General features: G+C 44.1%; 21 protein-coding genes. 18 read left to right on the top strand and 3 right to left on the bottom strand.

Translation table 11 applies throughout. The features are described 5' to 3' along the window. Positions 1 to 14: 14 nt before the first annotated feature. From sicA to sptP, 9 genes are all read left to right on the top strand, one after another. Complete coding sequence (sicA, locus tag ACLJRU_RS11700; protein WP_000386309.1) at positions 15 to 512, top strand: SycD/LcrH family type III secretion system chaperone SicA; 498 nt, start codon at positions 15 to 17, stop codon at positions 510 to 512. Between the two features lie 2 nt (positions 513 to 514). After that, positions 515 to 2,296 (top strand): SPI-1 type III secretion system needle tip complex protein SipB, encoded by a 1,782-nt coding sequence (gene sipB / locus ACLJRU_RS11695; protein ID WP_000245788.1) that lies wholly within the window; start codon positions 515 to 517, stop codon positions 2,294 to 2,296. A gap of 27 nt (positions 2,297 to 2,323) precedes the next feature. After that, on the top strand, positions 2,324 to 3,553 hold the full coding sequence (gene sipC, locus ACLJRU_RS11690) for an SPI-1 type III secretion system needle tip complex protein SipC (protein WP_000909019.1): 1,230 nt from the start codon (positions 2,324 to 2,326) through the stop codon (positions 3,551 to 3,553). A 70-nt stretch (positions 3,554 to 3,623) separates the two neighbouring features. Continuing rightward, the gene (gene sipD, locus ACLJRU_RS11685) at positions 3,624 to 4,655 is read left to right on the top strand and encodes an SPI-1 type III secretion system needle tip complex protein SipD (protein ID WP_001540782.1); all 1,032 of its coding nucleotides are present in this window, start codon (positions 3,624 to 3,626) and stop codon (positions 4,653 to 4,655) included. Positions 4,656 to 4,673: 18 nt separating this feature from the next. Beyond that, positions 4,674 to 6,731, top strand: a complete 2,058-nt coding sequence (gene sipA / locus ACLJRU_RS11680; protein WP_001540781.1) for an SPI-1 type III secretion system effector SipA — start codon at positions 4,674 to 4,676, stop codon at positions 6,729 to 6,731. Positions 6,732 to 6,749: 18 nt separating this feature from the next. Next, entirely contained in the window at positions 6,750 to 6,998 is a 249-nt protein-coding gene (locus tag ACLJRU_RS11675) for an acyl carrier protein (RefSeq protein WP_001055579.1), read from the top strand. Between the two features lie 43 nt (positions 6,999 to 7,041). Continuing rightward, positions 7,042 to 7,302: a hypothetical protein gene (locus ACLJRU_RS11670; protein WP_000692253.1), complete on the top strand. Its 261-nt coding sequence runs from the start codon at positions 7,042 to 7,044 to the stop codon at positions 7,300 to 7,302. A gap of 44 nt (positions 7,303 to 7,346) precedes the next feature. Continuing rightward, the gene (gene sicP / locus ACLJRU_RS11665; protein WP_031606632.1) at positions 7,347 to 7,721 is read left to right on the top strand and encodes a chaperone SicP; all 375 of its coding nucleotides are present in this window, start codon (positions 7,347 to 7,349) and stop codon (positions 7,719 to 7,721) included. Further along, the gene (gene sptP / locus ACLJRU_RS11660) at positions 7,708 to 9,339 is read left to right on the top strand and encodes an SPI-1 type III secretion system effector GTPase-activating protein SptP (RefSeq protein WP_001540778.1); all 1,632 of its coding nucleotides are present in this window, start codon (positions 7,708 to 7,710) and stop codon (positions 9,337 to 9,339) included. Before sicP ends, sptP begins: the two co-directional genes overlap by 14 nt. A gap of 53 nt (positions 9,340 to 9,392) precedes the next feature. Here the strand turns inward: sptP and iagB are convergent, their stop codons facing one another. The 3 genes from iagB to hilD form a co-directional block, all read right to left on the bottom strand. After that, on the bottom strand, positions 9,393 to 9,875 hold the full coding sequence (gene iagB, locus ACLJRU_RS11655; RefSeq protein WP_023235192.1) for an SPI-1 type III secretion system invasion protein IagB: 483 nt from the start codon (positions 9,873 to 9,875) through the stop codon (positions 9,393 to 9,395). 17 nt (positions 9,876 to 9,892) lie between these two features. Continuing rightward, positions 9,893 to 11,554, bottom strand: coding sequence for a transcriptional regulator HilA (hilA, locus tag ACLJRU_RS11650; protein ID WP_001120085.1), 1,662 nt, complete (start codon positions 11,552 to 11,554; stop codon positions 9,893 to 9,895). Positions 11,555 to 12,644: 1,090 nt separating this feature from the next. Further along, positions 12,645 to 13,574 carry a transcriptional regulator HilD gene (hilD, locus tag ACLJRU_RS11645; protein ID WP_000432695.1) on the bottom strand — a complete coding sequence of 310 codons (930 nt, stop codon included), beginning with the start codon at positions 13,572 to 13,574 and terminating at the stop codon, positions 12,645 to 12,647. Between the two features lie 315 nt (positions 13,575 to 13,889). Here hilD and prgH point away from each other — a divergent pair, with 315 nt between their 5' ends. From prgH to sprB, 9 genes are all read left to right on the top strand, one after another. Next, on the top strand, positions 13,890 to 15,068 hold the full coding sequence (gene prgH / locus ACLJRU_RS11640; RefSeq protein ID WP_000450199.1) for a type III secretion system inner membrane ring protein PrgH: 1,179 nt from the start codon (positions 13,890 to 13,892) through the stop codon (positions 15,066 to 15,068). Positions 15,069 to 15,092: 24 nt separating this feature from the next. Beyond that, positions 15,093 to 15,335: a type III secretion system needle filament protein PrgI gene (gene prgI, locus ACLJRU_RS11635; protein WP_000235228.1), complete on the top strand. Its 243-nt coding sequence runs from the start codon at positions 15,093 to 15,095 to the stop codon at positions 15,333 to 15,335. Between the two features lie 18 nt (positions 15,336 to 15,353). Then, a complete protein-coding gene (prgJ, locus tag ACLJRU_RS11630) occupies positions 15,354 to 15,659 on the top strand; it encodes a type III secretion system inner rod protein PrgJ (protein WP_000020431.1) in 306 nt (101 codons plus the stop codon). Continuing rightward, positions 15,656 to 16,414 (top strand): type III secretion system inner membrane ring lipoprotein PrgK, encoded by a 759-nt coding sequence (gene prgK, locus ACLJRU_RS11625; RefSeq protein WP_000621238.1) that lies wholly within the window; start codon positions 15,656 to 15,658, stop codon positions 16,412 to 16,414. Before prgJ ends, prgK begins: the two co-directional genes overlap by 4 nt. Further along, positions 16,386 to 16,985: an oxygen-regulated invasion protein OrgA gene (orgA, locus tag ACLJRU_RS11620; protein ID WP_001574876.1), complete on the top strand. Its 600-nt coding sequence runs from the start codon at positions 16,386 to 16,388 to the stop codon at positions 16,983 to 16,985. Before prgK ends, orgA begins: the two co-directional genes overlap by 29 nt. After that, positions 16,942 to 17,622 (top strand): type III secretion system linker protein OrgB, encoded by a 681-nt coding sequence (orgB, locus tag ACLJRU_RS11615; protein WP_187790679.1) that lies wholly within the window; start codon positions 16,942 to 16,944, stop codon positions 17,620 to 17,622. The genes orgA and orgB overlap by 44 nt, the downstream gene beginning before the upstream one ends. Then, positions 17,619 to 18,071 carry a type III secretion system effector protein OrgC gene (locus ACLJRU_RS11610; protein ID WP_000612179.1) on the top strand — a complete coding sequence of 151 codons (453 nt, stop codon included), beginning with the start codon at positions 17,619 to 17,621 and terminating at the stop codon, positions 18,069 to 18,071. The genes orgB and ACLJRU_RS11610 overlap by 4 nt, the downstream gene beginning before the upstream one ends. A 344-nt stretch (positions 18,072 to 18,415) precedes the next feature. Beyond that, positions 18,416 to 19,303 (top strand): invasion transcriptional regulator HilC, encoded by an 888-nt coding sequence (hilC, locus tag ACLJRU_RS11605; protein WP_000243998.1) that lies wholly within the window; start codon positions 18,416 to 18,418, stop codon positions 19,301 to 19,303. Between the two features lie 384 nt (positions 19,304 to 19,687). Then, positions 19,688 to 20,443, top strand: coding sequence for a transcriptional regulator SprB (sprB, locus tag ACLJRU_RS11600; protein WP_001246659.1), 756 nt, complete (start codon positions 19,688 to 19,690; stop codon positions 20,441 to 20,443). Positions 20,444 to 20,687: the final 244 nt, after the last annotated feature.

Genomic DNA, 20,687 nt, shown 5'->3' with positions numbered 1-20,687 from the left:
AACAGGAGTAAGTAATGGATTATCAAAATAATGTCAGCGAAGAACGTGTTGCGGAAATGATTTGGGATGCCGTTAGTGAAGGCGCCACGCTAAAAGACGTTCACGGGATCCCTCAAGATATGATGGACGGTTTATATGCTCATGCTTATGAGTTTTATAACCAGGGACGACTGGATGAAGCTGAGACATTCTTTCGTTTCTTATGCATTTATGATTTTTACAATCCCGATTACACCATGGGGCTGGCGGCGGTATGCCAACTGAAAAAACAATTTCAGAAAGCATGTGACCTTTATGCAGTAGCGTTTACGTTACTTAAAAATGATTATCGCCCCGTCTTTTTTACCGGGCAGTGTCAATTATTAATGCGTAAGGCGGCAAAAGCCAGACAGTGTTTTGAACTTGTCAATGAACGTACTGAAGATGAGTCTCTGCGGGCAAAAGCGTTGGTCTATCTGGAGGCGCTAAAAACGGCGGAGACAGAGCAGCACAGTGAACAAGAAAAGGAATAATTATGGTAAATGACGCAAGTAGCATTAGCCGTAGCGGATATACCCAAAATCCGCGCCTCGCTGAGGCGGCTTTTGAAGGCGTTCGTAAGAATACGGACTTTTTAAAAGCGGCGGATAAAGCTTTTAAAGATGTGGTGGCAACGAAAGCGGGCGACCTTAAAGCCGGAACAAAGTCCGGCGAGAGCGCTATTAATACGGTGGGTCTGAAGCCGCCTACGGACGCCGCCCGGGAAAAACTCTCCAGCGAAGGGCAATTGACATTACTGCTTGGCAAGTTAATGACGCTACTGGGTGATGTTTCGCTGTCTCAACTGGAGTCTCGTCTGGCGGTATGGCAGGCGATGATTGAGTCACAAAAAGAGATGGGGATTCAGGTATCGAAAGAATTCCAGACGGCTCTGGGAGAGGCTCAGGAGGCGACGGATCTCTATGAAGCCAGTATCAAAAAGACGGATACCGCCAAGAGTGTTTATGACGCTGCGACCAAAAAACTGACGCAGGCGCAAAATAAATTGCAATCGCTGGACCCGGCTGACCCCGGCTATGCACAAGCTGAAGCCGCGGTAGAACAGGCCGGAAAAGAAGCGACAGAGGCGAAAGAGGCCTTAGATAAGGCCACGGATGCGACGGTTAAAGCAGGCACAGACGCCAAAGCGAAAGCCGAGAAAGCGGATAACATTCTGACCAAATTCCAGGGAACGGCTAATGCCGCCTCTCAGAATCAGGTTTCCCAGGGTGAGCAGGATAATCTGTCAAATGTCGCCCGCCTCACTATGCTCATGGCCATGTTTATTGAGATTGTGGGCAAAAATACGGAAGAAAGCCTGCAAAACGATCTTGCGCTTTTCAACGCCTTGCAGGAAGGGCGTCAGGCGGAGATGGAAAAGAAATCGGCTGAATTCCAGGAAGAGACGCGCAAAGCCGAGGAAACGAACCGCATTATGGGATGTATCGGGAAAGTCCTCGGCGCGCTGCTAACCATTGTCAGCGTTGTGGCAGCTGTTTTTACCGGTGGGGCGAGTCTGGCGCTGGCTGCGGTGGGACTTGCGGTAATGGTTGCCGATGAAATTGTGAAGGCGGCGACGGGGGTGTCGTTTATTCAGCAGGCGCTAAACCCGATTATGGAGCATGTGCTGAAGCCATTAATGGAGCTGATTGGCAAGGCGATTACCAAAGCGCTGGAAGGATTAGGCGTCGATAAGAAAACGGCAGAGATGGCAGGCAGCATTGTTGGTGCGATTGTTGCCGCTATTGCGATGGTAGCGGTCATTGTGGTGGTCGCAGTTGTCGGGAAAGGCGCGGCGGCGAAACTGGGTAACGCGCTGAGCAAAATGATGGGCGAAACGATTAAGAAGTTGGTGCCTAACGTGCTGAAACAGTTAGCACAAAACGGCAGCAAACTCTTTACCCAGGGGATGCAACGTATTACTAGCGGCCTGGGTAATGTGGGTAGCAAGATGGGCCTGCAAACGAATGCCTTAAGTAAAGAGCTGGTAGGTAATACCCTAAATAAAGTGGCGTTGGGCATGGAAGTCACGAATACCGCAGCCCAGTCAGCCGGTGGTGTTGCCGAGGGGGTATTTATTAAAAATGCCAGTGAGGCGCTTGCTGATTTTATGCTCGCCCGTTTTGCCATGGATCAAATTCAGCAGTGGCTTAAACAATCCGTAGAAATATTTGGTGAAAACCAGAAGGTAACGGCGGAACTGCAAAAAGCCATGTCTTCTGCGGTACAGCAAAATGCGGATGCTTCGCGTTTTATTCTGCGCCAGAGTCGCGCATAAAAACTGCCAAAATAAAGGGAGAAAAATATGTTAATTAGTAATGTGGGAATAAATCCCGCCGCTTATTTAAATAATCATTCTGTTGAGAATAGTTCACAGACAGCTTCGCAATCCGTTAGCGCTAAAGATATTCTGAATAGTATTGGTATTAGCAGCAGTAAAGTCAGTGACCTGGGGTTGAGTCCTACACTGAGCGCGCCTGCGCCAGGGGTATTAACGCAAACCCCCGGAACGATCACGTCCTTTTTAAAAGCCAGTATTCAAAATACCGACATGAATCAGGATTTGAATGCTCTGGCAAATAATGTCACGACTAAAGCGAATGAGGTTGTGCAAACCCAGTTACGCGAGCAGCAGGCAGAAGTCGGAAAGTTTTTTGATATTAGCGGAATGTCTTCCAGTGCCGTTGCGCTGTTGGCTGCCGCGAATACGTTAATGCTGACGTTGAACCAGGCTGATAGCAAACTGTCTGGTAAGTTGTCATTAGTCAGTTTTGATGCAGCTAAAACGACAGCAAGCTCCATGATGCGCGAAGGGATGAATGCGTTGTCCGGTAGTATTTCCCAGAGCGCGCTTCAGTTGGGGATCACTGGCGTGGGCGCCAAACTGGAATATAAGGGGCTGCAGAATGAAAGAGGCGCGCTTAAACATAATGCCGCGAAGATCGATAAACTGACCACTGAAAGCCACAGTATTAAAAACGTGCTGAACGGGCAGAATAGCGTCAAACTCGGTGCTGAAGGCGTAGATTCTCTGAAATCGTTAAATATGAAGAAAACCGGTACCGATGCGACGAAAAATCTTAATGATGCGACGCTTAAATCTAATGCCGGAACCAGCGCCACGGAAAGTCTGGGTATTAAAGACAGTAATAAACAAATCTCCCCTGAACATCAGGCTATTCTGTCGAAACGTCTTGAGTCTGTCGAATCCGATATTCGTCTTGAGCAGAATACCATGGATATGACCCGAATCGATGCGCGCAAGATGCAGATGACGGGCGATCTGATTATGAAGAACTCGGTCACGGTCGGTGGTATTGCAGGGGCGTCCGGGCAGTACGCCGCTACTCAGGAACGTTCCGAGCAGCAAATTAGCCAGGTGAATAACCGTGTTGCCAGCACCGCATCGGACGAAGCCCGTGAAAGTTCACGTAAATCGACCAGCCTGATTCAGGAAATGCTGAAAACAATGGAGAGCATTAACCAGTCGAAAGCATCCGCACTCGCTGCTATCGCAGGCAATATTCGCGCTTAATCTGAAAGGTCATCTATACGCCATCATGGGTGTGATTTAATCGCGCTCCTGATGGCGAACTGGGGATATTATGCTTAATATTCAAAATTATTCCGCTTCTCCTCATCCGGGGATCGTTGCCGAATGGCCGCAGACTCCCTCGGCGAGCGAGCACGTCGAGACTGCCGTGGTACCGTCTACCACAGAACATCGCGGTACAGATATCATTTCATTATCGCAGGCGGCTACTAAAATCCAGCAGGCACAGCAGACGCTGCAGTCAACGCCACCGATCTCTGAAGAGAATAATGACGAGCGCACGCTGGCGCGCCAGCAGTTGACCAGCAGCCTGAATGCGCTGGCGAAGTCCGGCGTGTCATTATCCGCAGAACAAAATGAGAACCTGCGGAGCGCGTTTTCTGCGCCGACGTCGGCCTTATTTAGCGCTTCGCCTATGGCGCAGCCGAGAACAACCATTTCTGATGCTGAGATTTGGGATATGGTTTCCCAAAATATATCGGCGATAGGTGACAGCTATCTGGGCGTTTATGAAAACGTTGTCGCAGTCTATACCGATTTTTATCAGGCCTTCAGTGATATTCTTTCCAAAATGGGAGGCTGGTTATTACCAGGTAAGGACGGTAATACCGTTAAGCTAGATGTTACCTCACTCAAAAATGATTTAAACAGTTTAGTCAATAAATATAATCAAATAAACAGTAATACCGTTTTATTTCCAGCGCAGTCAGGCAGCGGCGTTAAAGTAGCCACTGAAGCGGAAGCGAGACAGTGGCTCAGTGAATTGAATTTACCGAATAGCTGCCTGAAATCTTATGGATCCGGTTATGTCGTCACCGTTGATCTGACGCCATTACAAAAAATGGTTCAGGATATTGATGGTTTAGGCGCGCCGGGAAAAGACTCAAAACTCGAAATGGATAACGCCAAATATCAAGCCTGGCAGTCGGGTTTTAAAGCGCAGGAAGAAAATATGAAAACCACATTACAGACGTTGACGCAAAAATATAGCAATGCCAATTCATTGTACGACAACCTGGTAAAAGTGCTGAGCAGTACGATAAGTAGCAGCCTGGAAACCGCCAAAAGCTTCCTGCAAGGATAACAGAAGAGGATATTAATAATGGTTACAAGTGTAAGGACTCAGCCCCCCGTCATAATGCCAGGTATGCAGACCGAGATCAAAACGCAGGCCACGAATCTTGCGGCGAATCTTTCCGCAGTCAGAGAAAGTGCCACAGCGACGCTGTCAGGGGAAATTAAAGGCCCGCAACTGGAAGATTTTCCCGCGCTGATCAAACAGGCGAGTCTGGATGCATTGTTTAAATGCGGGAAAGACGCTGAGGCGTTAAAAGAAGTTTTTACCAATTCAAATAATGTCGCCGGTAAGAAAGCGATAATGGAGTTTGCCGGGCTCTTTCGTTCAGCGCTCAACGCCACCAGTGATTCTCCTGAGGCGAAGACGCTACTGATGAAGGTGGGGGCAGAGTATACCGCGCAAATCATAAAAGATGGCCTGAAAGAAAAGTCAGCTTTTGGGCCATGGCTGCCAGAAACAAAGAAAGCGGAAGCGAAGCTGGAAAACCTGGAAAAGCAGCTGTTAGATATTATCAAAAATAACACTGGCGGTGAATTAAGTAAATTATCGACGAATTTTGTTATGCAGGAGGTGATGCCCTATATTGCCAGCTGCATTGAACATAACTTTGGCTGTACGTTAGATCCGTTAACCCGCAGCAATCTTACGCACCTTGTTGACAAAGCGGCGGCGAAGGCGGTTGAGGCGCTTGATATGTGCCACCAAAAATTAACGCAAGAGCAGGGTACCAGCGTAGGACGGGAAGCCCGGCACCTTGAAATGCAAACGTTGATACCCCTGCTGCTACGTAATGTTTTTGCACAAATTCCTGCAGATAAACTGCCTGACCCTAAAATTCCGGAGCCTGCGGCTGGACCAGTACCTGATGGTGGGAAAAAAGCAGAACCTACGGGTATTAATATCAATATTAATATTGATAGCAGTAACCATAGCGTGGATAACAGTAAGCATATTAACAATAGCCGAAGCCATGTCGATAATAGCCAGCGCCATATCGATAATAGCAACCATGATAATAGCCGGAAGACGATTGATAATAGCCGAACATTTATTGATAACAGCCAACGCCATGGCGAGTCACACCATTCGACTAACAGCAGCAACGTAGGTCATAGTCATTCGCGTGTGGATTCGACTACGCATCAAACGGAGACGGCACACAGCGCCAGCACAGGGGCAATTGACCATGGCATCGCGGGTAAAATTGACGTCACGGCTCATGCGACGGCAGAGGCTGTGACCAACGCTTCATCCGAAAGTAAAGATGGAAAGGTGGTCACGTCAGAAAAGGGCACTACGGGTGAAACAACCTCTTTTGATGAAGTCGATGGCGTAACCAGCAAGAGCATTATCGGCAAGCCGGTACAGGCCACGGTGCACGGCGTTGATGATAATAAACAGCAAAGCCAGACGGCAGAGATTGTGAATGTGAAGCCGCTTGCCAGTCAACTGGCTGGCGTCGAGAATGTTAAAACCGATACCTTACAATCAGACACGACGGTAATTACAGGTAATAAAGCCGGTACGACCGATAATGATAATAGTCAGACAGATAAGACTGGCCCATTTTCTGGTTTGAAGTTTAAGCAAAATAGTTTCCTCTCAACAGTACCGAGCGTTACGAATATGCATTCAATGCATTTCGACGCCCGTGAGACGTTTTTGGGTGTGATACGTAAAGCCCTGGAGCCAGATACCTCCACACCGTTCCCTGTACGCAGAGCGTTTGACGGCTTGCGTGCGGAAATATTACCCAATGACACGATAAAGAGTGCAGCGTTGAAAGCGCAATGTAGCGATATTGACAAGCACCCAGAATTGAAAGCGAAAATGGAGACTCTCAAAGAGGTCATTACTCATCATCCACAAAAAGAAAAACTGGCTGAGATTGCACTGCAGTTTGCCAGAGAGGCGGGGCTGACCAGGCTAAAAGGGGAAACTGACTATGTGTTAAGTAATGTGCTGGACGGCCTTATCGGAGACGGTAGCTGGCGAGCTGGCCCGGCTTACGAGTCATACCTGAATAAACCTGGCGTGGATCGGGTTATTACTACCGTTGATGGCTTGCACATGCAGCGTTAATTAACCGGGAAAGATGCGATGAATATGGATATTGAAGCAAGAGTCAAAAAAGTGATCACCTCCTGTATTGCCGTTGATGTTGATAGTATCAATGGTCAGACCCATCTGGTTGAGGATCTTTACGCTGACTCATTGGATTTAATTGATATTGTATTTGGTCTTAGTGAGGAGTTTGACATTAGTTGCAATGAAAACGATCTTCCTGATATGACGACCTTTGCGGATATATGCCGTGTTGTTAAAAAAAGTCTTGAGTCCAGGGTGTAGTATTTTTCTCTCGCTTGACAACAATTGAATAAGATTAATTGTTATGAAAATCATCACACATGTAGTACCCGGTTCAGGTATGGCTGCAATATATGATGATATTGCTGACAGTTCGCGTTTTGTTATTAAAGGCAAGTTACGTCATGTTGAAAATGATCCGAAGGAGTTGCTGATATGTGTTCCGATGCGTAGTGAATGGCTATTCTACTGGATTAAAGGAGAGAAATATTGCGCCCGGCGATGGGCGCGAAAAAATATCAAGACATTGTGTAACCAGATTAAATTTGAAGAAGCAATCTTATAAAAGATATAATTTAAGAGGAAAGTAAATTGCAAGCACACTAGGATATTATCGCTAATATTGGTGAGAAATTGGGTTTACCGCTCACTTTTGACGACAACAATCAGTGCTTATTACTACTCGATAGCGATATTTTTACGTCTATTGAAGCTAAAGATGATATCTGGTTATTGAACGGTATGATTATACCGTTATCGCCTGTTTGTGGCGATTCTATCTGGCGGCAGATTATGGTGATTAATGGTGAACTGGCTGCGAATAATGAAGGTACGTTAGCGTATATTGATGCTGCAGAGACGTTGTTGTTTATACATGCAATTACCGATCTGACAAATACTTACCATATTATATCGCAGCTTGAGTCATTTGTGAATCAGCAGGAAGCGCTCAAAAACATACTGCAGGAATATGCTAAAGTATGAGGAGAGAAAATTGAATAATTTAACGTTGTCTTCGTTTTCAAAAGTTGGTGTGTCGAATGATGCCCGACTTTATATTGCTAAGGAAAATACTGACAAGGCATATGTTGCGCCTGAAAAACTTTCGTCAAAAGTATTAACCTGGCTTGGAAAAATGCCGTTATTTAAAAACACTGAAGTGGTGCAAAAACATACGGAAAATATCAGAGTACAGGACCAAAAGATTTTACAGACATTTCTCCAGGCACTAACGGAAAAATATGGGGAAACAGCGGTTAATGACGCACTGTTAATGTCCCGTATAAATATGAACAAACCCCTTACCCAACGTTTAGCAGTGCAGATCACGGAGTGTGTAAAAGCTGCTGACGAAGGGTTTATAAACCTTATTAAGAGCAAGGATAATGTTGGTGTCAGGAATGCCGCTTTAGTCATAAAAGGCGGCGATACAAAAGTGGCAGAAAAAAATAACGATGTTGGAGCAGAAAGTAAGCAACCTTTACTCGATATCGCGCTAAAGGGACTTAAAAGAACATTACCGCAACTGGAACAAATGGATGGAAATAGCTTGCGAGAAAACTTCCAGGAGATGGCTTCAGGTAACGGCCCGCTGCGTTCATTAATGACGAATTTACAGAATTTAAATAAAATTCCAGAGGCTAAACAACTTAATGATTATGTTACAACGTTAACAAATATTCAGGTCGGTGTAGCCCGGTTCTCACAATGGGGAACCTGTGGAGGAGAGGTTGAGAGGTGGGTTGATAAAGCCTCTACTCATGAATTAACCCAGGCTGTAAAAAAAATTCACGTTATTGCTAAAGAACTGAAAAATGTTACAGCTGAACTTGAGAAAATAGAAGCCGGCGCGCCAATGCCACAGACGATGAGCGGACCGACACTGGGCCTGGCACGGTTTGCGGTCAGCAGCATTCCAATTAATCAGCAAACCCAGGTGAAACTGAGCGATGGAATGCCTGTGCCAGTGAATACGTTAACTTTTGACGGTAAGCCTGTGGCATTAGCCGGTTCGTACCCAAAAAATACGCCGGACGCGCTGGAAGCGCATATGAAAATGCTTCTTGAAAAAGAATGCTCGTGCCTGGTGGTGTTAACGTCGGAAGATCAGATGCAGGCAAAACAATTACCACCCTATTTCAGAGGGAGCTACACCTTTGGCGAGGTGCATACCAACAGCCAAAAAGTGAGCTCAGCCAGTCAGGGAGAAGCGATAGACCAATACAATATGCAACTGTCCTGCGGGGAAAAGCGGTATACAATCCCGGTATTGCATGTGAAAAATTGGCCAGATCACCAGCCGTTACCGTCTACGGATCAGTTAGAATACCTGGCGGATAGGGTGAAAAATAGTAACCAAAATGGTGCGCCGGGGCGTAGTTCATCAGATAAGCATTTACCGATGATTCATTGTTTGGGCGGAGTGGGGAGAACCGGAACGATGGCGGCGGCCCTTGTACTTAAGGATAATCCTCATAGTAATCTGGAGCAGGTACGTGCAGATTTCCGGGATTCACGGAACAATAGAATGCTGGAAGACGCCTCACAGTTTGTACAACTAAAAGCAATGCAAGCCCAGTTGCTTATGACGACGGCACGCTGATAAAAACATAGCTTACTTTTAGAACTATCTGAAAGTAAGCTATTTCTGTATAATTATTTGTTTGACGCGATAGAAAGTCTTTTGTTTTTCTCTTCTGCTGACATTCCTTTTAATTTTCTGTAATTCTCCCAAATTTTTTTAGCATAACGTTTCCTTATATCCGATCGTTTCGGCGACGTCCCGGCATTATAAGCGCCAACGGCCTCCCAGCTATAACCGTAGATTTTCATCATATCTGATAAAATGGAGGCGCCCACAATGACAGAAATGCAGGGGGCCTGTAACAACTGTTTTTCACTAATCCCCATTTTTTTCAGCCTTTTCATATGGAAGCTGTTAATTTGCATCAGGCCAAGATCGGTTGAACCATCTCGGTTATGACCAATGGCACCAGGTTTCATCGCCGATTCCTGCTGGGCGATAGCGTAAAGTAGTTCGGATTCAATATTGAACATTTTTTCAGCCTGAAGCCAGCAATCAGCCCATGCCGTATTTATGCTAAGCAACCAGATTACGATGATAAAAAAATAATGCATATCTCCTCTCTCAGATTTTACCGTAATTTAATCAAGCGGGGATCCTGTTTCCATCTTTTGAACCAAATATTGTCTTCGTTTTTAAATTTATTCCACATTTTCTCGGCAATAGCTTCGCCGTGGGCAACCAGCACTAACGGTAATAATCCCGGATTATTATCTATACGCTGTTCACTTTCCAGAAATTCTCTTATCGTCGGTAAGGCACGCTCACTATTCTGACAATATTCAGCGTAAAGAAGATTAACAGCAATAAGTCCTGTTATTTCCTGCGTGGATATTTCTTTAGTTAATTTTCGTGCCAGTTCATGTTTACCTTTAAGCGAAAGAAACATAACCTGCATACTTAATAATATTGGATTATCCTGCAGGTGTTGTGAGCGTAATTCATCGCCTAAACGTATAGCATCATCAATACCGGTATGATAATAGGTAATCCACAGCTTAGTGATCCCTGCGGCTGCGCGCGTTGGGTCCAATTTTAAACACTCGTTAATCGTTTGTAAGGCCTCCTCCAACTGACCAGCCATGAAAAGATTCCAGCCATAATAATATTTAATATCTGCAGAAATGGGCGAAAGTAAGTTAGCTTGTTTGAATAGCAAACTCCCGACGATGTATTCTGAGTGAATCGTATTAATTAGCCCCAGTAATCCTAAAGCTTGTGGATTATTGTGGTCCAGCTCTGTCGCCTTAATCGCATGTTCTTTAGCTTTGATCATAGCGTTTTGTTTATCAAAAATCCCCATTTGCGCCATGCTGAGGTAGCATTCTGCCAGCGCACAGTAAGGCGCAATGCTGTTTGGCGACATGTTAACGCATTGAGTCAGCAATTTAAGCGCTTGCTGTAAGCTATAGGGGGTGTATTGATTTAACTCATGCTTACCGCGTAAGTAAACCATAGTACTGTCAATCGAATTTAGCTCGCTAATCTGCTTTGTGTCCCAGCGAAGTCCGGGAATACATCTGAGCAAAAGATTCGCAATTTTGTTTTGCAAGAGAGAAGCGGGTTGGTGTTCTATCAACTTAATGCTTTCCTGGTGCAGCAGGTGATAACCTTTAACCCGAACTATCTCAATCTGTACAATATTATCATTACCATCGGGTATCATCTGCCCGGAGATATAATAATCGGGGCGTAATTGATCCATGAGCTCAAGAATATCCTTAACACTGCGGCAGTTCTTCGTAATGGTCACCGGCAGCACGCTCAGGCCAAAGGGCGCATACTGCGATAATCCCTTCACGATAGAGTAATGCAGACTCTCGGATTGAACCTGATCCTGCATCTGAAAAGGAAGTATCGCCAATGTATGAGTCGTAGGTTGCGGCGCTGGCGGAGACACCACTACGACCGGACGATTAAACCGATAGCCCTGTCCGTACAGTGTTTCAATGTAACGATGCTCTTTATCTTCCGACAGAATACGTCGTAAGGCATAAATACAGCGGGTAAGAGATTCTTCGTTAACTTCCGCGTCGCCCCATACCTGGTCCAGTAAGGTGTTTTTACTCACAATCTCGCCGGCGGCTTCGAGCAGGATGACCAGAACGGCATATTCTTTTGGCGGAATATTGACTTTCTTTTCTGAGCGTAGCAGGGAGCCGTCCATGTTGAGTATGAAATCATCAAAGACGAATTTTTTATTCGATACAGGAACAGGATTAAAATGTGGCATGATAATAGTGTATTCTCTTACAGGGTGAAAAGTTATAATAACTAATACAAGTCGTTAGGATAGAATCTACTGTTTCAGTAATTCTGCTGTTAGTACTAACGGTCAGGTTGAGCTTTTATTATGAGCTTAATGTCATATTCTACGGGCTCGGGTTTATATGTTTTTAACATTTGATTATTTAGCTTATGCCTGTGCTTTAAATAACTGACATGTTGGTAATAATATTGTTATAACTAACTGTGATTATCGAATGGACGCTGCCGTATATCCTGGTGCAGAGAGAGTCAGCGCCGGGCATCTAAATATTTACATATTTAACTTGGCCTCATTGCAATAGAGATTAGTTTTGTAGCTATCTTACTGCATTTTTTTGGGGTGTAAATGCTGCTTATTATATCTTCATGGTTAATGGTCTGATAATTACACCATCAGAACCATTTTTCTCGAAGATTTCCACTAAATGACCATTCGTTGAAAGTTTAAGAGTGTAATTTGTCTTAGGTTCCAAAATATAAATGAAAGACTGTTTTTAATGGTGCGCTTATTTTTATATTTTTTTGCAAAATAATGATATCGTCTTTTCTTTACTCCCTTCAGTTATAGCGTCAAAAAGGCAGGAGGGTTATGAGCAGTATCATCCTCAGGCTGGCTCCAGGCATTATATCGATATCTGGAGGAAGAGAGGAGGTATGCCTGGCAGAAAGCTAACAAGCGTGACTGTTTCGGTATAAACCGTCCAGGAAAATAGTTCTCAGAGGGAACGGATGATGTATAAATATGAATAAAATGCCGGCCTTAATCCACAGGGTTAAAGCCGGAAGGAGATAGTGTCATCTGGACGAATTCTTACGCTGTGAATAAGGCAATATCGTTTTACCAGTCATCATAGCGATGACAAGTTCACAAAAATCGTGTTATATAATCAGCCTTACTTTAAATTACCAGAGATATCAGTATAAGCTGTCTTCCGGACAGAACAATGATATTGAATAGCCTCCCATCCTGATAGAGCGTGTTAATGCGCAGTCTGAATTTTAAATTATTACAATTTTAATAAAAATCTTTACTTAAGTGACAGATACAAAAAATGTTAATGGTTCGCCATTTTTATGAATGTCGATGGCGTAGTTTTAAAATATTTTTTGAAACATTGAATGAAGTAGGACGTGCTGTCATAACCACATTTTAATGCTACAGCATTAACATTATGGTTGCCTATGCGTAAAAGTTTTGCTGCCTGATTCATTCTTGCCGATAAGTAGATGTCGCTAAAGCTGGTACCTTCTTCTGCAAGTTTCCGTTTGAGCGTTGACGTACTCATAAATATATGATCGGCAACATCCGTAAGCTTCCACTGTCTACTGGGTGACGAAGATATAATGTTGTAAACGCGCTCCTTTAACGTTATCTGAGCCGAGCTAAGGATGATCTCATAACTCTCCGGGAGTCGGAGAAAAGCAGTAAGCAGGAACAGCAGAAAATAAGGAATTAACTCTTCATTTTCAATACAACTTTTGTTGTTACAGTTACTGCAACCTTTGCTTGTATCCTTCGTACAGGAGAACGCCGTTTTCAGATGTTCAAATACCTCTCTTCTGGCAGGAAAGTCAGGCGTATAGAAGATTTTCTGCGCTTTCTCTGTGGGTACCGCCATTTTGGTTTGCTGCTCGTTTGGGATAAGTGCATAGAGAGCGCCAAGTCGTTGCGTCGGTATCTCGAGTATATCGAAATCCATGTGGCCATTGACCTCTTCAAGCGTCACGTTAACTACCTGCTCTTTTTTGAGCACCAACATCCCAGGTTCGTCACAGTAAATCGTATCGTGATTATTGCTAATCGTCAGTTTACCGCTCCGAAAGCAAACTAAAGTGAAACTGCTTACATAAAGATTTTTGATGGTAACCTGCTGAGTCTGACTTTTAATTTGCTGCTGGGTATTTGTCAAAAGTGATTTTAATTTCTGTAAGTTATCTGCGGCAGGACGCTGATGACTATTACTTACAAAGGTTACATTTTCCATATTATCCCTTTGTTGATGTTATTTTAATGTTCCTTACTGGTATCCTACTGAAAAAATCTGAGTTGTAAATGCTCTTTATTAGCGTGTGTTGGCAATGGTCTGATTGTTACACCAAAAGAACCCAAATTTGGGTAATTTATCTACAGTAGTTTAAGCCCCAATGGGGATGATGGTTCTTTTAATATGTGTTGAGACGCATTATACAGAATAAATTGATTTTATTTCTCACTTTTCATTCTATTTTCATCAGGAATCCCTGTGTCCTGTGCGGTAATCTGCTGCTATCGAGAACGACAGACATCGCTAACAGTATATATGGAAACATCAAAAGAGAAGACGATAACAAGCCCTGGGCCATACATAGTTCGATTACTTAACAGCTCACTGAACGGCTGTGAGTTTCCATTGCTGACAGGCCGAACACTCTTTGTGGTAGGTCAGAGTGATGCGCTCACTGCTTCAGGCCAACTCCCTGATATACCTGCCGATAGCTTTTTTATCCCGCTGGACCATGGCGGAGTAAATTTTGAAATCCAGGTGGATACGGATACGACCGAAATTATACTCCATGAGCTGAAAGAAGGAAATTCTGAATCTCGTTCGGTGCAATTAAATACGCCAATACAGGTCGGTGAATTGCTTATCCTGATTCGCCCGGAAAGCGAGCCGTGGGTGCCCGAGCAGCCTGAGAAGTTAGAAACGTCTGCAAAAAAGAACGAGCCGCGTTTTAAAAACGGAATTGTAGCAGCACTGGCCGGGTTTTTTATATTGGGAATTGGGACTGTGGGGACGTTATGGATACTTAACTCACCGCAGCGGCAGGCCGCAGAGCTCGATTCGTTATTGGGGCAGGAGAAGGAGCGTTTTCAGGTGTTGCCAGGCCGGGACAAAATGCTCTATGTCGCTGCGCAAAATGAAAGAGATACGCTGTGGGCTCGTCAGGTTTTAGCGAGGGGCGATTATGATAAAAATGCGCGAGTGATTAACGAAAACGAAGAAAATAAGCGTATCTCTATCTGGCTGGATACCTATTATCCGCAGCTGGCTTATTATCGGATTCATTTCGATGAGCCGCGTAAACCCGTTTTCTGGCTAAGCCGCCAGCGAAACACGATGAGCAAGAAAGAGCTCGAGGTGTTAAGTCAAAAGCTGAGAGCGCTAATGCCTTACGCGGATTCGGTTAACATCACGTTGATGGACGATGTTACCGCAGCAGGCCAGGCGGAAGCGGGGCTAAAACAGCAGGCGTTACCTTATTCCCGCAGGAATCATAAGGGGGGCGTAACGTTTGTTATTCAGGGGGCGCTCGATGATGTAGAAATACTCAGAGCCCGTCAATTTGTCGATAGCTATTACCGCACATGGGGAGGACGCTATGTGCAGTTTGCGATCGAATTAAAAGATGACTGGCTCAAGGGGCGCTCATTTCAGTACGGGGCGGAAGGTTATATCAAAATGAGCCCAGGCCATTGGTATTTCCCAAGCCCACTTTAATTTAACGTAAATAAGGAAGTCATTATGGCAACACCTTGGTCAGGCTATCTGGATGACGTCTCAGCAAAATTTGATACGGGCGTTGATAATCTACAAACGCAGGTAACAGAGGCGCTGGATAAATTAGCAGCAAAACCCTCCGATCCGGCGCTACTGGCGGCGTATCAGAGTAAGCTCTCGGAATATAACTTGTACCGTAACGCGCAATCGAACACGGTAAAAGTCTTTAAGGATATTGATGCTGCCATTATTCAGAACTTCCGTTAATCAGTTATAAGGTGGATTATGTCGATTGCAACTATTGTCCCTGAGAATGCCGTTATAGGGCAGGCGGTCAATATCAGGTCTATGGAAACGGACATTGTCTCGCTGGATGACCGGCTACTCCAGGCTTTTTCTGGTTCGGCGATTGCCACGGCTGTGGATAAACAGACGATTACCAACAGGATTGAGGACCCTAATCTGGTGACGGATCCTAAAGAGCTGGCTATTTCGCAAGAGATGATTTCAGATTATAACCTGTATGTTTCTATGGTCAGTACCCTTACTCGTAAAGGAGTCGGGGCTGTTGAAACGCTATTACGCTCATGATTCGTCGATATCTATATACTTTTCTGCTGGTAATGACCCTTGCCGGCTGTAAGGATAAGGATCTTTTAAAAGGACTGGACCAGGAACAGGCTAATGAGGTCATTGCCGTTCTGCAAATGCACAATATAGAGGCGAATAAAATTGATAGCGGAAAATTGGGCTATAGCATTACCGTTGCTGAGCCTGATTTTACCGCTGCGGTGTACTGGATTAAAACTTATCAGCTTCCTCCCCGGCCACGGGTGGAAATAGCGCAGATGTTCCCGGCGGATTCGCTGGTATCGTCTCCGCGAGCTGAAAAGGCTAGGTTATATTCGGCTATTGAACAGCGACTGGAACAGTCATTACAGACGATGGAGGGCGTGCTCTCCGCCAGGGTCCATATTAGTTATGATATTGATGCTGGTGAAAATGGCCGCCCGCCAAAACCTGTTCATCTGTCGGCATTAGCCGTATATGAACGAGGTTCGCCGCTTGCGCATCAGATCAGCGATATCAAGCGTTTCTTAAAGAATAGTTTTGCCGATGTGGATTATGACAACATTTCTGTTGTGTTGTCAGAACGTTCTGATGCCCAATTACAGGCTCCCGGCACACCAGTAAAACGTAATTCTTTTGCAACCAGTTGGATTGTGTTGATTATTTTGTTATCCGTGATGTCAGCAGGCTTTGGCGTCTGGTATTACAAAAACCATTATGCCCGCAATAAGAAAGGCATAACGGCTGATGATAAGGCGAAATCGTCAAATGAATAGGCAGCCATTACCCATTATCTGGCAAAGAATCATTTTTGATCCGTTATCGTATATCCATCCTCAGCGGTTGCAGATAGCGCCGGAAATGATTGTCAGACCCGCCGCCAGGGCGGCGGCAAATGAGTTAATACTGGCGGCATGGCGGCTTAAGAACGGAGAAAAGGAGTGTATTCAAAACTCACTGACGCAGCTGTGGCTGCGTCAGTGGCGCCGACTGCCGCAAGTAGCGTATTTACTCGGTTGCCATAAACTGAGAGCCGATCTGGCAAGGCAGGGAGCCTTGCTTGGCCTGCCGGATTGGGCGCAAGCATTTTTGGCAATGCATCAGGGAACAAGTTTATCTGTCTGCAATAAGGCGCCGAATCACCGGTTTTTACTTAGCGTCGGGTATGCACAGTTAAATGCCCTAAATGAATTTTTACCTGAATCTTTAGCACAGCGTTTTCCTTTGCTTTTTCCTCCATTTATTGAGGAGGCATTGAAGCAGGATGCTGTAGAAATGTCAATTTTGCTACTGGCCTTACAATATGCTCAAAAATATCCCAATACCGTCCCCGCTTTCGCCTGTTGAGGGGATACTGATAAAGCGTAAAACGCTGGAACGTTATTTCTCTATTGAAAGATTAGAACAGCAGGCGCATCAACGGGCTAAGCGTATTTTGCGAGAGGCGGAAGAAGAGGCAAAGACCTTGCGGATGTACGCCTATCAGGAAGGTTACGAGCAGGGAATGATAGACGCGTTACAGCAGGTCGCCGCTTATCTTACTGATAATCAGACAATGGCCTGGAAGTGGATGGAAAAAATACAGATTTATGCCCGCGAGTTATTTTCAGCTGCGGTCGACCATCCCGAAACGCTTTTAACCGTCCTGGATGAGTGGCTAAGGGATTTCGATAAGCCTGAGGGGCAACTTTTTTTAACACTGCCAGTTAATGCGAAAAAAGATCACCAAAAACTGATGGTGTTGCTTATGGAGAACTGGCCAGGCACTTTTAATCTTAAATATCATCAGGAACAGCGCTTTATCATGAGTTGCGGCGATCAGATCGCAGAATTTTCACCTGAACAATTTGTTGAAACGGCAGTAGGCGTCATTAAGCATCATCTTGATAAACTTCCACAAGACTGCCGGACAATTTCTGATAACGCCATTAACGCACTTATTGATGAATGGAAGACAAAAACGCAAGCGGAGGTTATAAGGTGATACCGGGTACGATTCCGACTTCTTATTTGGTCCCGACAGCAGATACTGAAGCGACGGGTGTGGTTTCGTTGAGTGCCAGGGCCGCTATGCTGAATAATGTGGATAGCGCGCCTTTAAGCAATGGCGGCGACGTTGATCTTTATGATGCATTCTACCAACGACTTTTGGCGCTTCCTGAGTCAGCCTCTTCTGAAACGCTTAAAGATAGCATTTATCAAGAGATGAATGCCTTCAAAGATCCTAACAGTGGTGATTCGGCTTTTGTTTCTTTTGAGCAGCAAACGGCTATGCTACAAAACATGTTAGCAAAAGTTGAACCGGGCACCCATTTATATGAGGCTTTAAACGGGGTATTAGTTGGTACAATGAACGCACAGTCACAAATGACCTCCTGGATGCAGGAGATTATTTTATCGGGCGGGGAAAACAAAGAGGCAATTGACTGGTGAACCCCCATTGCTGGCGATTTGTGATAAGGTATGGTGTATATATCAGCAAATAATGCAGAAAATGCACCATGCCAGTGTGTCTATCTTATTGATGTATATGGATTATTAAGATGTCTGCCAGCCGTTTTATTCTGAAATGATTATATTAATATTGTAAGCTTTTATTACAAAATTGTGCATAAAGTTTGTAAGGGTATCTTTTTGTGACGAAATGAACGCGCGTTGGAATGTAATTATTGGCTATAATAATAAAAAAATCGGATTTAAATCATCTCTGTGAGTTTTAATTATTTGTTTATAAGAATATAACGATTTTGAGTTCCTTATAGCACACAGGATAAAATATGGTATTGCCTTCAATGAATAAATCAGTTGAGGCCATTAGCAATAATCACCTTCAACAGCCGAACAAATTTCCATTAATAAATGGATTAGCTGACGTAAGAGACTATTATGTCGCAAACTGCTTATTGTTTAAACTTAATAAAGGCAGTTTGCGAATTGAAAACGAATTTGGGGAGTTCATCGAACAATCTGCGCCGTGTTTATTTTTATTGGAAAAAGATCAAACAATCACGCTTAGTATGAGCGAAATAGAAGGGCATATTGATTTTTCTTCACTGGAAGTTTCCTATGACTTAATGCAAAAATTCTACAAAGTTTTTTACAGTACAAGAAACTATAATGATCGAGAGCTATCATTAAAAACGAAACCAAAGTATTTTTTTCATGCGGACTTGTTGCCAGGGATGAGTGATACTTTTGACTCTATTTTGCATGGTGTGGCATGTCCACGGGTTTGTAGTAATGTGAGTATTGATGATCATGATTATTCATATTTCTCATTGATGTATCTTATATCGGCATTTGTACGTAAGCCCGGTGGGTTTGATTTCCTTGAGCGAGCAATAAAAATTACGACAAAAGAGAAAGTTTATAACATTATTATCAGCGATCTCACCCGCAAATGGTCACAGGCTGAGGTGGCAGGAAAGCTGTTTATGAGCGTATCAAGTCTGAAGCGAAAACTGGCCGCTGAAGAGGTGAGCTTTAGCAAAATATACCTTGATGCTCGTATGAATCAGGCTATAAAATTATTACGTATGGGGGCTGGAAATATTTCACAAGTCGCGACGATGTGTGGCTATGATACGCCTTCTTATTTTATCGCTATTTTTAAACGGCATTTTAAGATTACACCGCTTAGCTTTATGCGTACAATGAACCATTGATTTGTGAAATTATTTTAAACGTTACTATCTGTTTGCGTTACAGATACCAAATATTTTTTTAATCGTAGTGTATATTTCAGTATCGCTACACCAGTGATATGTAGTTAATGAAAGGGAATCGAAAGCGTTCATTGTCAGACATACATGGCCACCAGGCGCCGGGCAATCGTTGTACTCTAAGAGATTACAGTAAAGTAAAACAGCAAATTTAATCATTATCAGATTTGTAAAAGGAATTCATTTCGGTAACGACATTGCGCATGTAATAACGTATCTGGTCTTATTACCTTTGTAGTAAGAAGGCGTTATCTACTTGCGCAGTAGTCGCCCAGGAAGAAAAATCATTACCGAAGCTGTGGTCAGTTTTCAAAAAAGGATAAATAAATGAGAAATGTAATTATATACGGTATTAACTGGACTAATTGTTATGCCCTACAGTCTATTTTTAAGCAAAAATATCCGGAAAAGTGCGTTAAAACGTGTAACTCATTAACTGCACTTTTGCATTCCCTATCCGATATGCCGGACGCCGGGCTGATTTTAGCTTTGAACCCGCATGAGCATGTTTATCTTTTTCATGCGTTGCTGACGCGGTTGCAGAACCGTAAAGTTTTGGTAGTAGCAGATCGCTTGTATTATATCGATCGCTGTGTGCTGCAATATTTTGGCGTTATGGATTATGTTTTAAAAGACGAACTATCCTGCGCTATCCGCTCGGAGCGAGAGAAGCTCCGTCTTCCGGAAGCCTGGCTGCGTTTCTGCCACAGGCCACAAAAGAAAACCGTGGCTGCTACGTATGCTTTTAATGCCGGCGAGACGCCGGAAGAGGTATTGTTTAATATCAATCAATACGCCTGGTGGAATCTACCTCCCGGTGTCACGCAGGCGAAATATGCGCTGCTGATATTATTATCCTCCGGACATCCGGCAATTGAACTGGCGAAAAAATTTGGTCTGGGAACAAAAACCGTCAGTATTTATCGTAAGAAGGTTATGTATCGTTTGGGGATGGACTCTTCACCGCTATCGCTGTTCCGGGGACTGAAACTAGACGCGCATTTACAGCGCACTGCTTTTGCACATAACCCTGCTGTACCTGACGATAATTGCGCGTTACCGATTGCAGTAGGAATGAATTAAACTATTTTTTATGTGACAATCATTCTCTTGTATTACGTGCAGTTATAGATTTATTTTTTGTTGGGATATTACAGATCTTGTGAGTAATAATCACATTATGCTGGGTTAGCCAAACTCTGAAAAAATTTCGAAACAGGAAAAATATGGGGAGTAAAGCAGCTTATCTTTACGCTTGTTGCAAAGAAATTTAAAGATAGCTGCTTACCATACTGACCAACAATAGATATAGGGTGGCTTTCTACTA

Origin of the sequence: Salmonella sp. SAL00653 (assembly GCF_046552515.1) — a bacterium.
Taxonomy (GTDB): Bacteria; Pseudomonadota; Gammaproteobacteria; order Enterobacterales; family Enterobacteriaceae; genus Salmonella; species Salmonella enterica.
The sequence above is the reverse complement of the archived record's forward strand: the minus strand, read 5'-3'. Positions and strand labels throughout refer to the sequence as shown.

Bases quoted from the DNA above. Each gene is read 5' to 3' on its own strand.
- sicA (WP_000386309.1), top strand. From the start codon at position 15: ATGGATTATCAAAATAATGTCAGCGAAGAACGTGTTGCGGAAATGATT.
- sipB (WP_000245788.1), top strand. From the start codon at position 515: ATGGTAAATGACGCAAGTAGCATTAGCCGTAGCGGATATACCCAAAAT.
- sipC (WP_000909019.1), top strand. From the start codon at position 2,324: ATGTTAATTAGTAATGTGGGAATAAATCCCGCCGCTTATTTAAATAAT.
- sipD (WP_001540782.1), top strand. From the start codon at position 3,624: ATGCTTAATATTCAAAATTATTCCGCTTCTCCTCATCCGGGGATCGTT.
- sipA (WP_001540781.1), top strand. From the start codon at position 4,674: ATGGTTACAAGTGTAAGGACTCAGCCCCCCGTCATAATGCCAGGTATG.
- ACLJRU_RS11675 (WP_001055579.1), top strand. From the start codon at position 6,750: ATGAATATGGATATTGAAGCAAGAGTCAAAAAAGTGATCACCTCCTGT.
- ACLJRU_RS11670 (WP_000692253.1), top strand. From the start codon at position 7,042: ATGAAAATCATCACACATGTAGTACCCGGTTCAGGTATGGCTGCAATA.
- sptP (WP_001540778.1), top strand. From the start codon at position 7,708: ATGCTAAAGTATGAGGAGAGAAAATTGAATAATTTAACGTTGTCTTCG.
- iagB (WP_023235192.1), bottom strand. From the start codon at position 9,875: ATGCATTATTTTTTTATCATCGTAATCTGGTTGCTTAGCATAAATACG.
- hilA (WP_001120085.1), bottom strand. From the start codon at position 11,554: ATGCCACATTTTAATCCTGTTCCTGTATCGAATAAAAAATTCGTCTTT.
- hilD (WP_000432695.1), bottom strand. From the start codon at position 13,574: ATGGAAAATGTAACCTTTGTAAGTAATAGTCATCAGCGTCCTGCCGCA.
- prgH (WP_000450199.1), top strand. From the start codon at position 13,890: ATGGAAACATCAAAAGAGAAGACGATAACAAGCCCTGGGCCATACATA.
- prgI (WP_000235228.1), top strand. From the start codon at position 15,093: ATGGCAACACCTTGGTCAGGCTATCTGGATGACGTCTCAGCAAAATTT.
- prgJ (WP_000020431.1), top strand. From the start codon at position 15,354: ATGTCGATTGCAACTATTGTCCCTGAGAATGCCGTTATAGGGCAGGCG.
- prgK (WP_000621238.1), top strand. From the start codon at position 15,656: ATGATTCGTCGATATCTATATACTTTTCTGCTGGTAATGACCCTTGCC.
- orgA (WP_001574876.1), top strand. From the start codon at position 16,386: ATGATAAGGCGAAATCGTCAAATGAATAGGCAGCCATTACCCATTATC.
- orgB (WP_187790679.1), top strand. From the start codon at position 16,942: ATGCTCAAAAATATCCCAATACCGTCCCCGCTTTCGCCTGTTGAGGGG.
- hilC (WP_000243998.1), top strand. From the start codon at position 18,416: ATGGTATTGCCTTCAATGAATAAATCAGTTGAGGCCATTAGCAATAAT.
- sprB (WP_001246659.1), top strand. From the start codon at position 19,688: ATGAGAAATGTAATTATATACGGTATTAACTGGACTAATTGTTATGCC.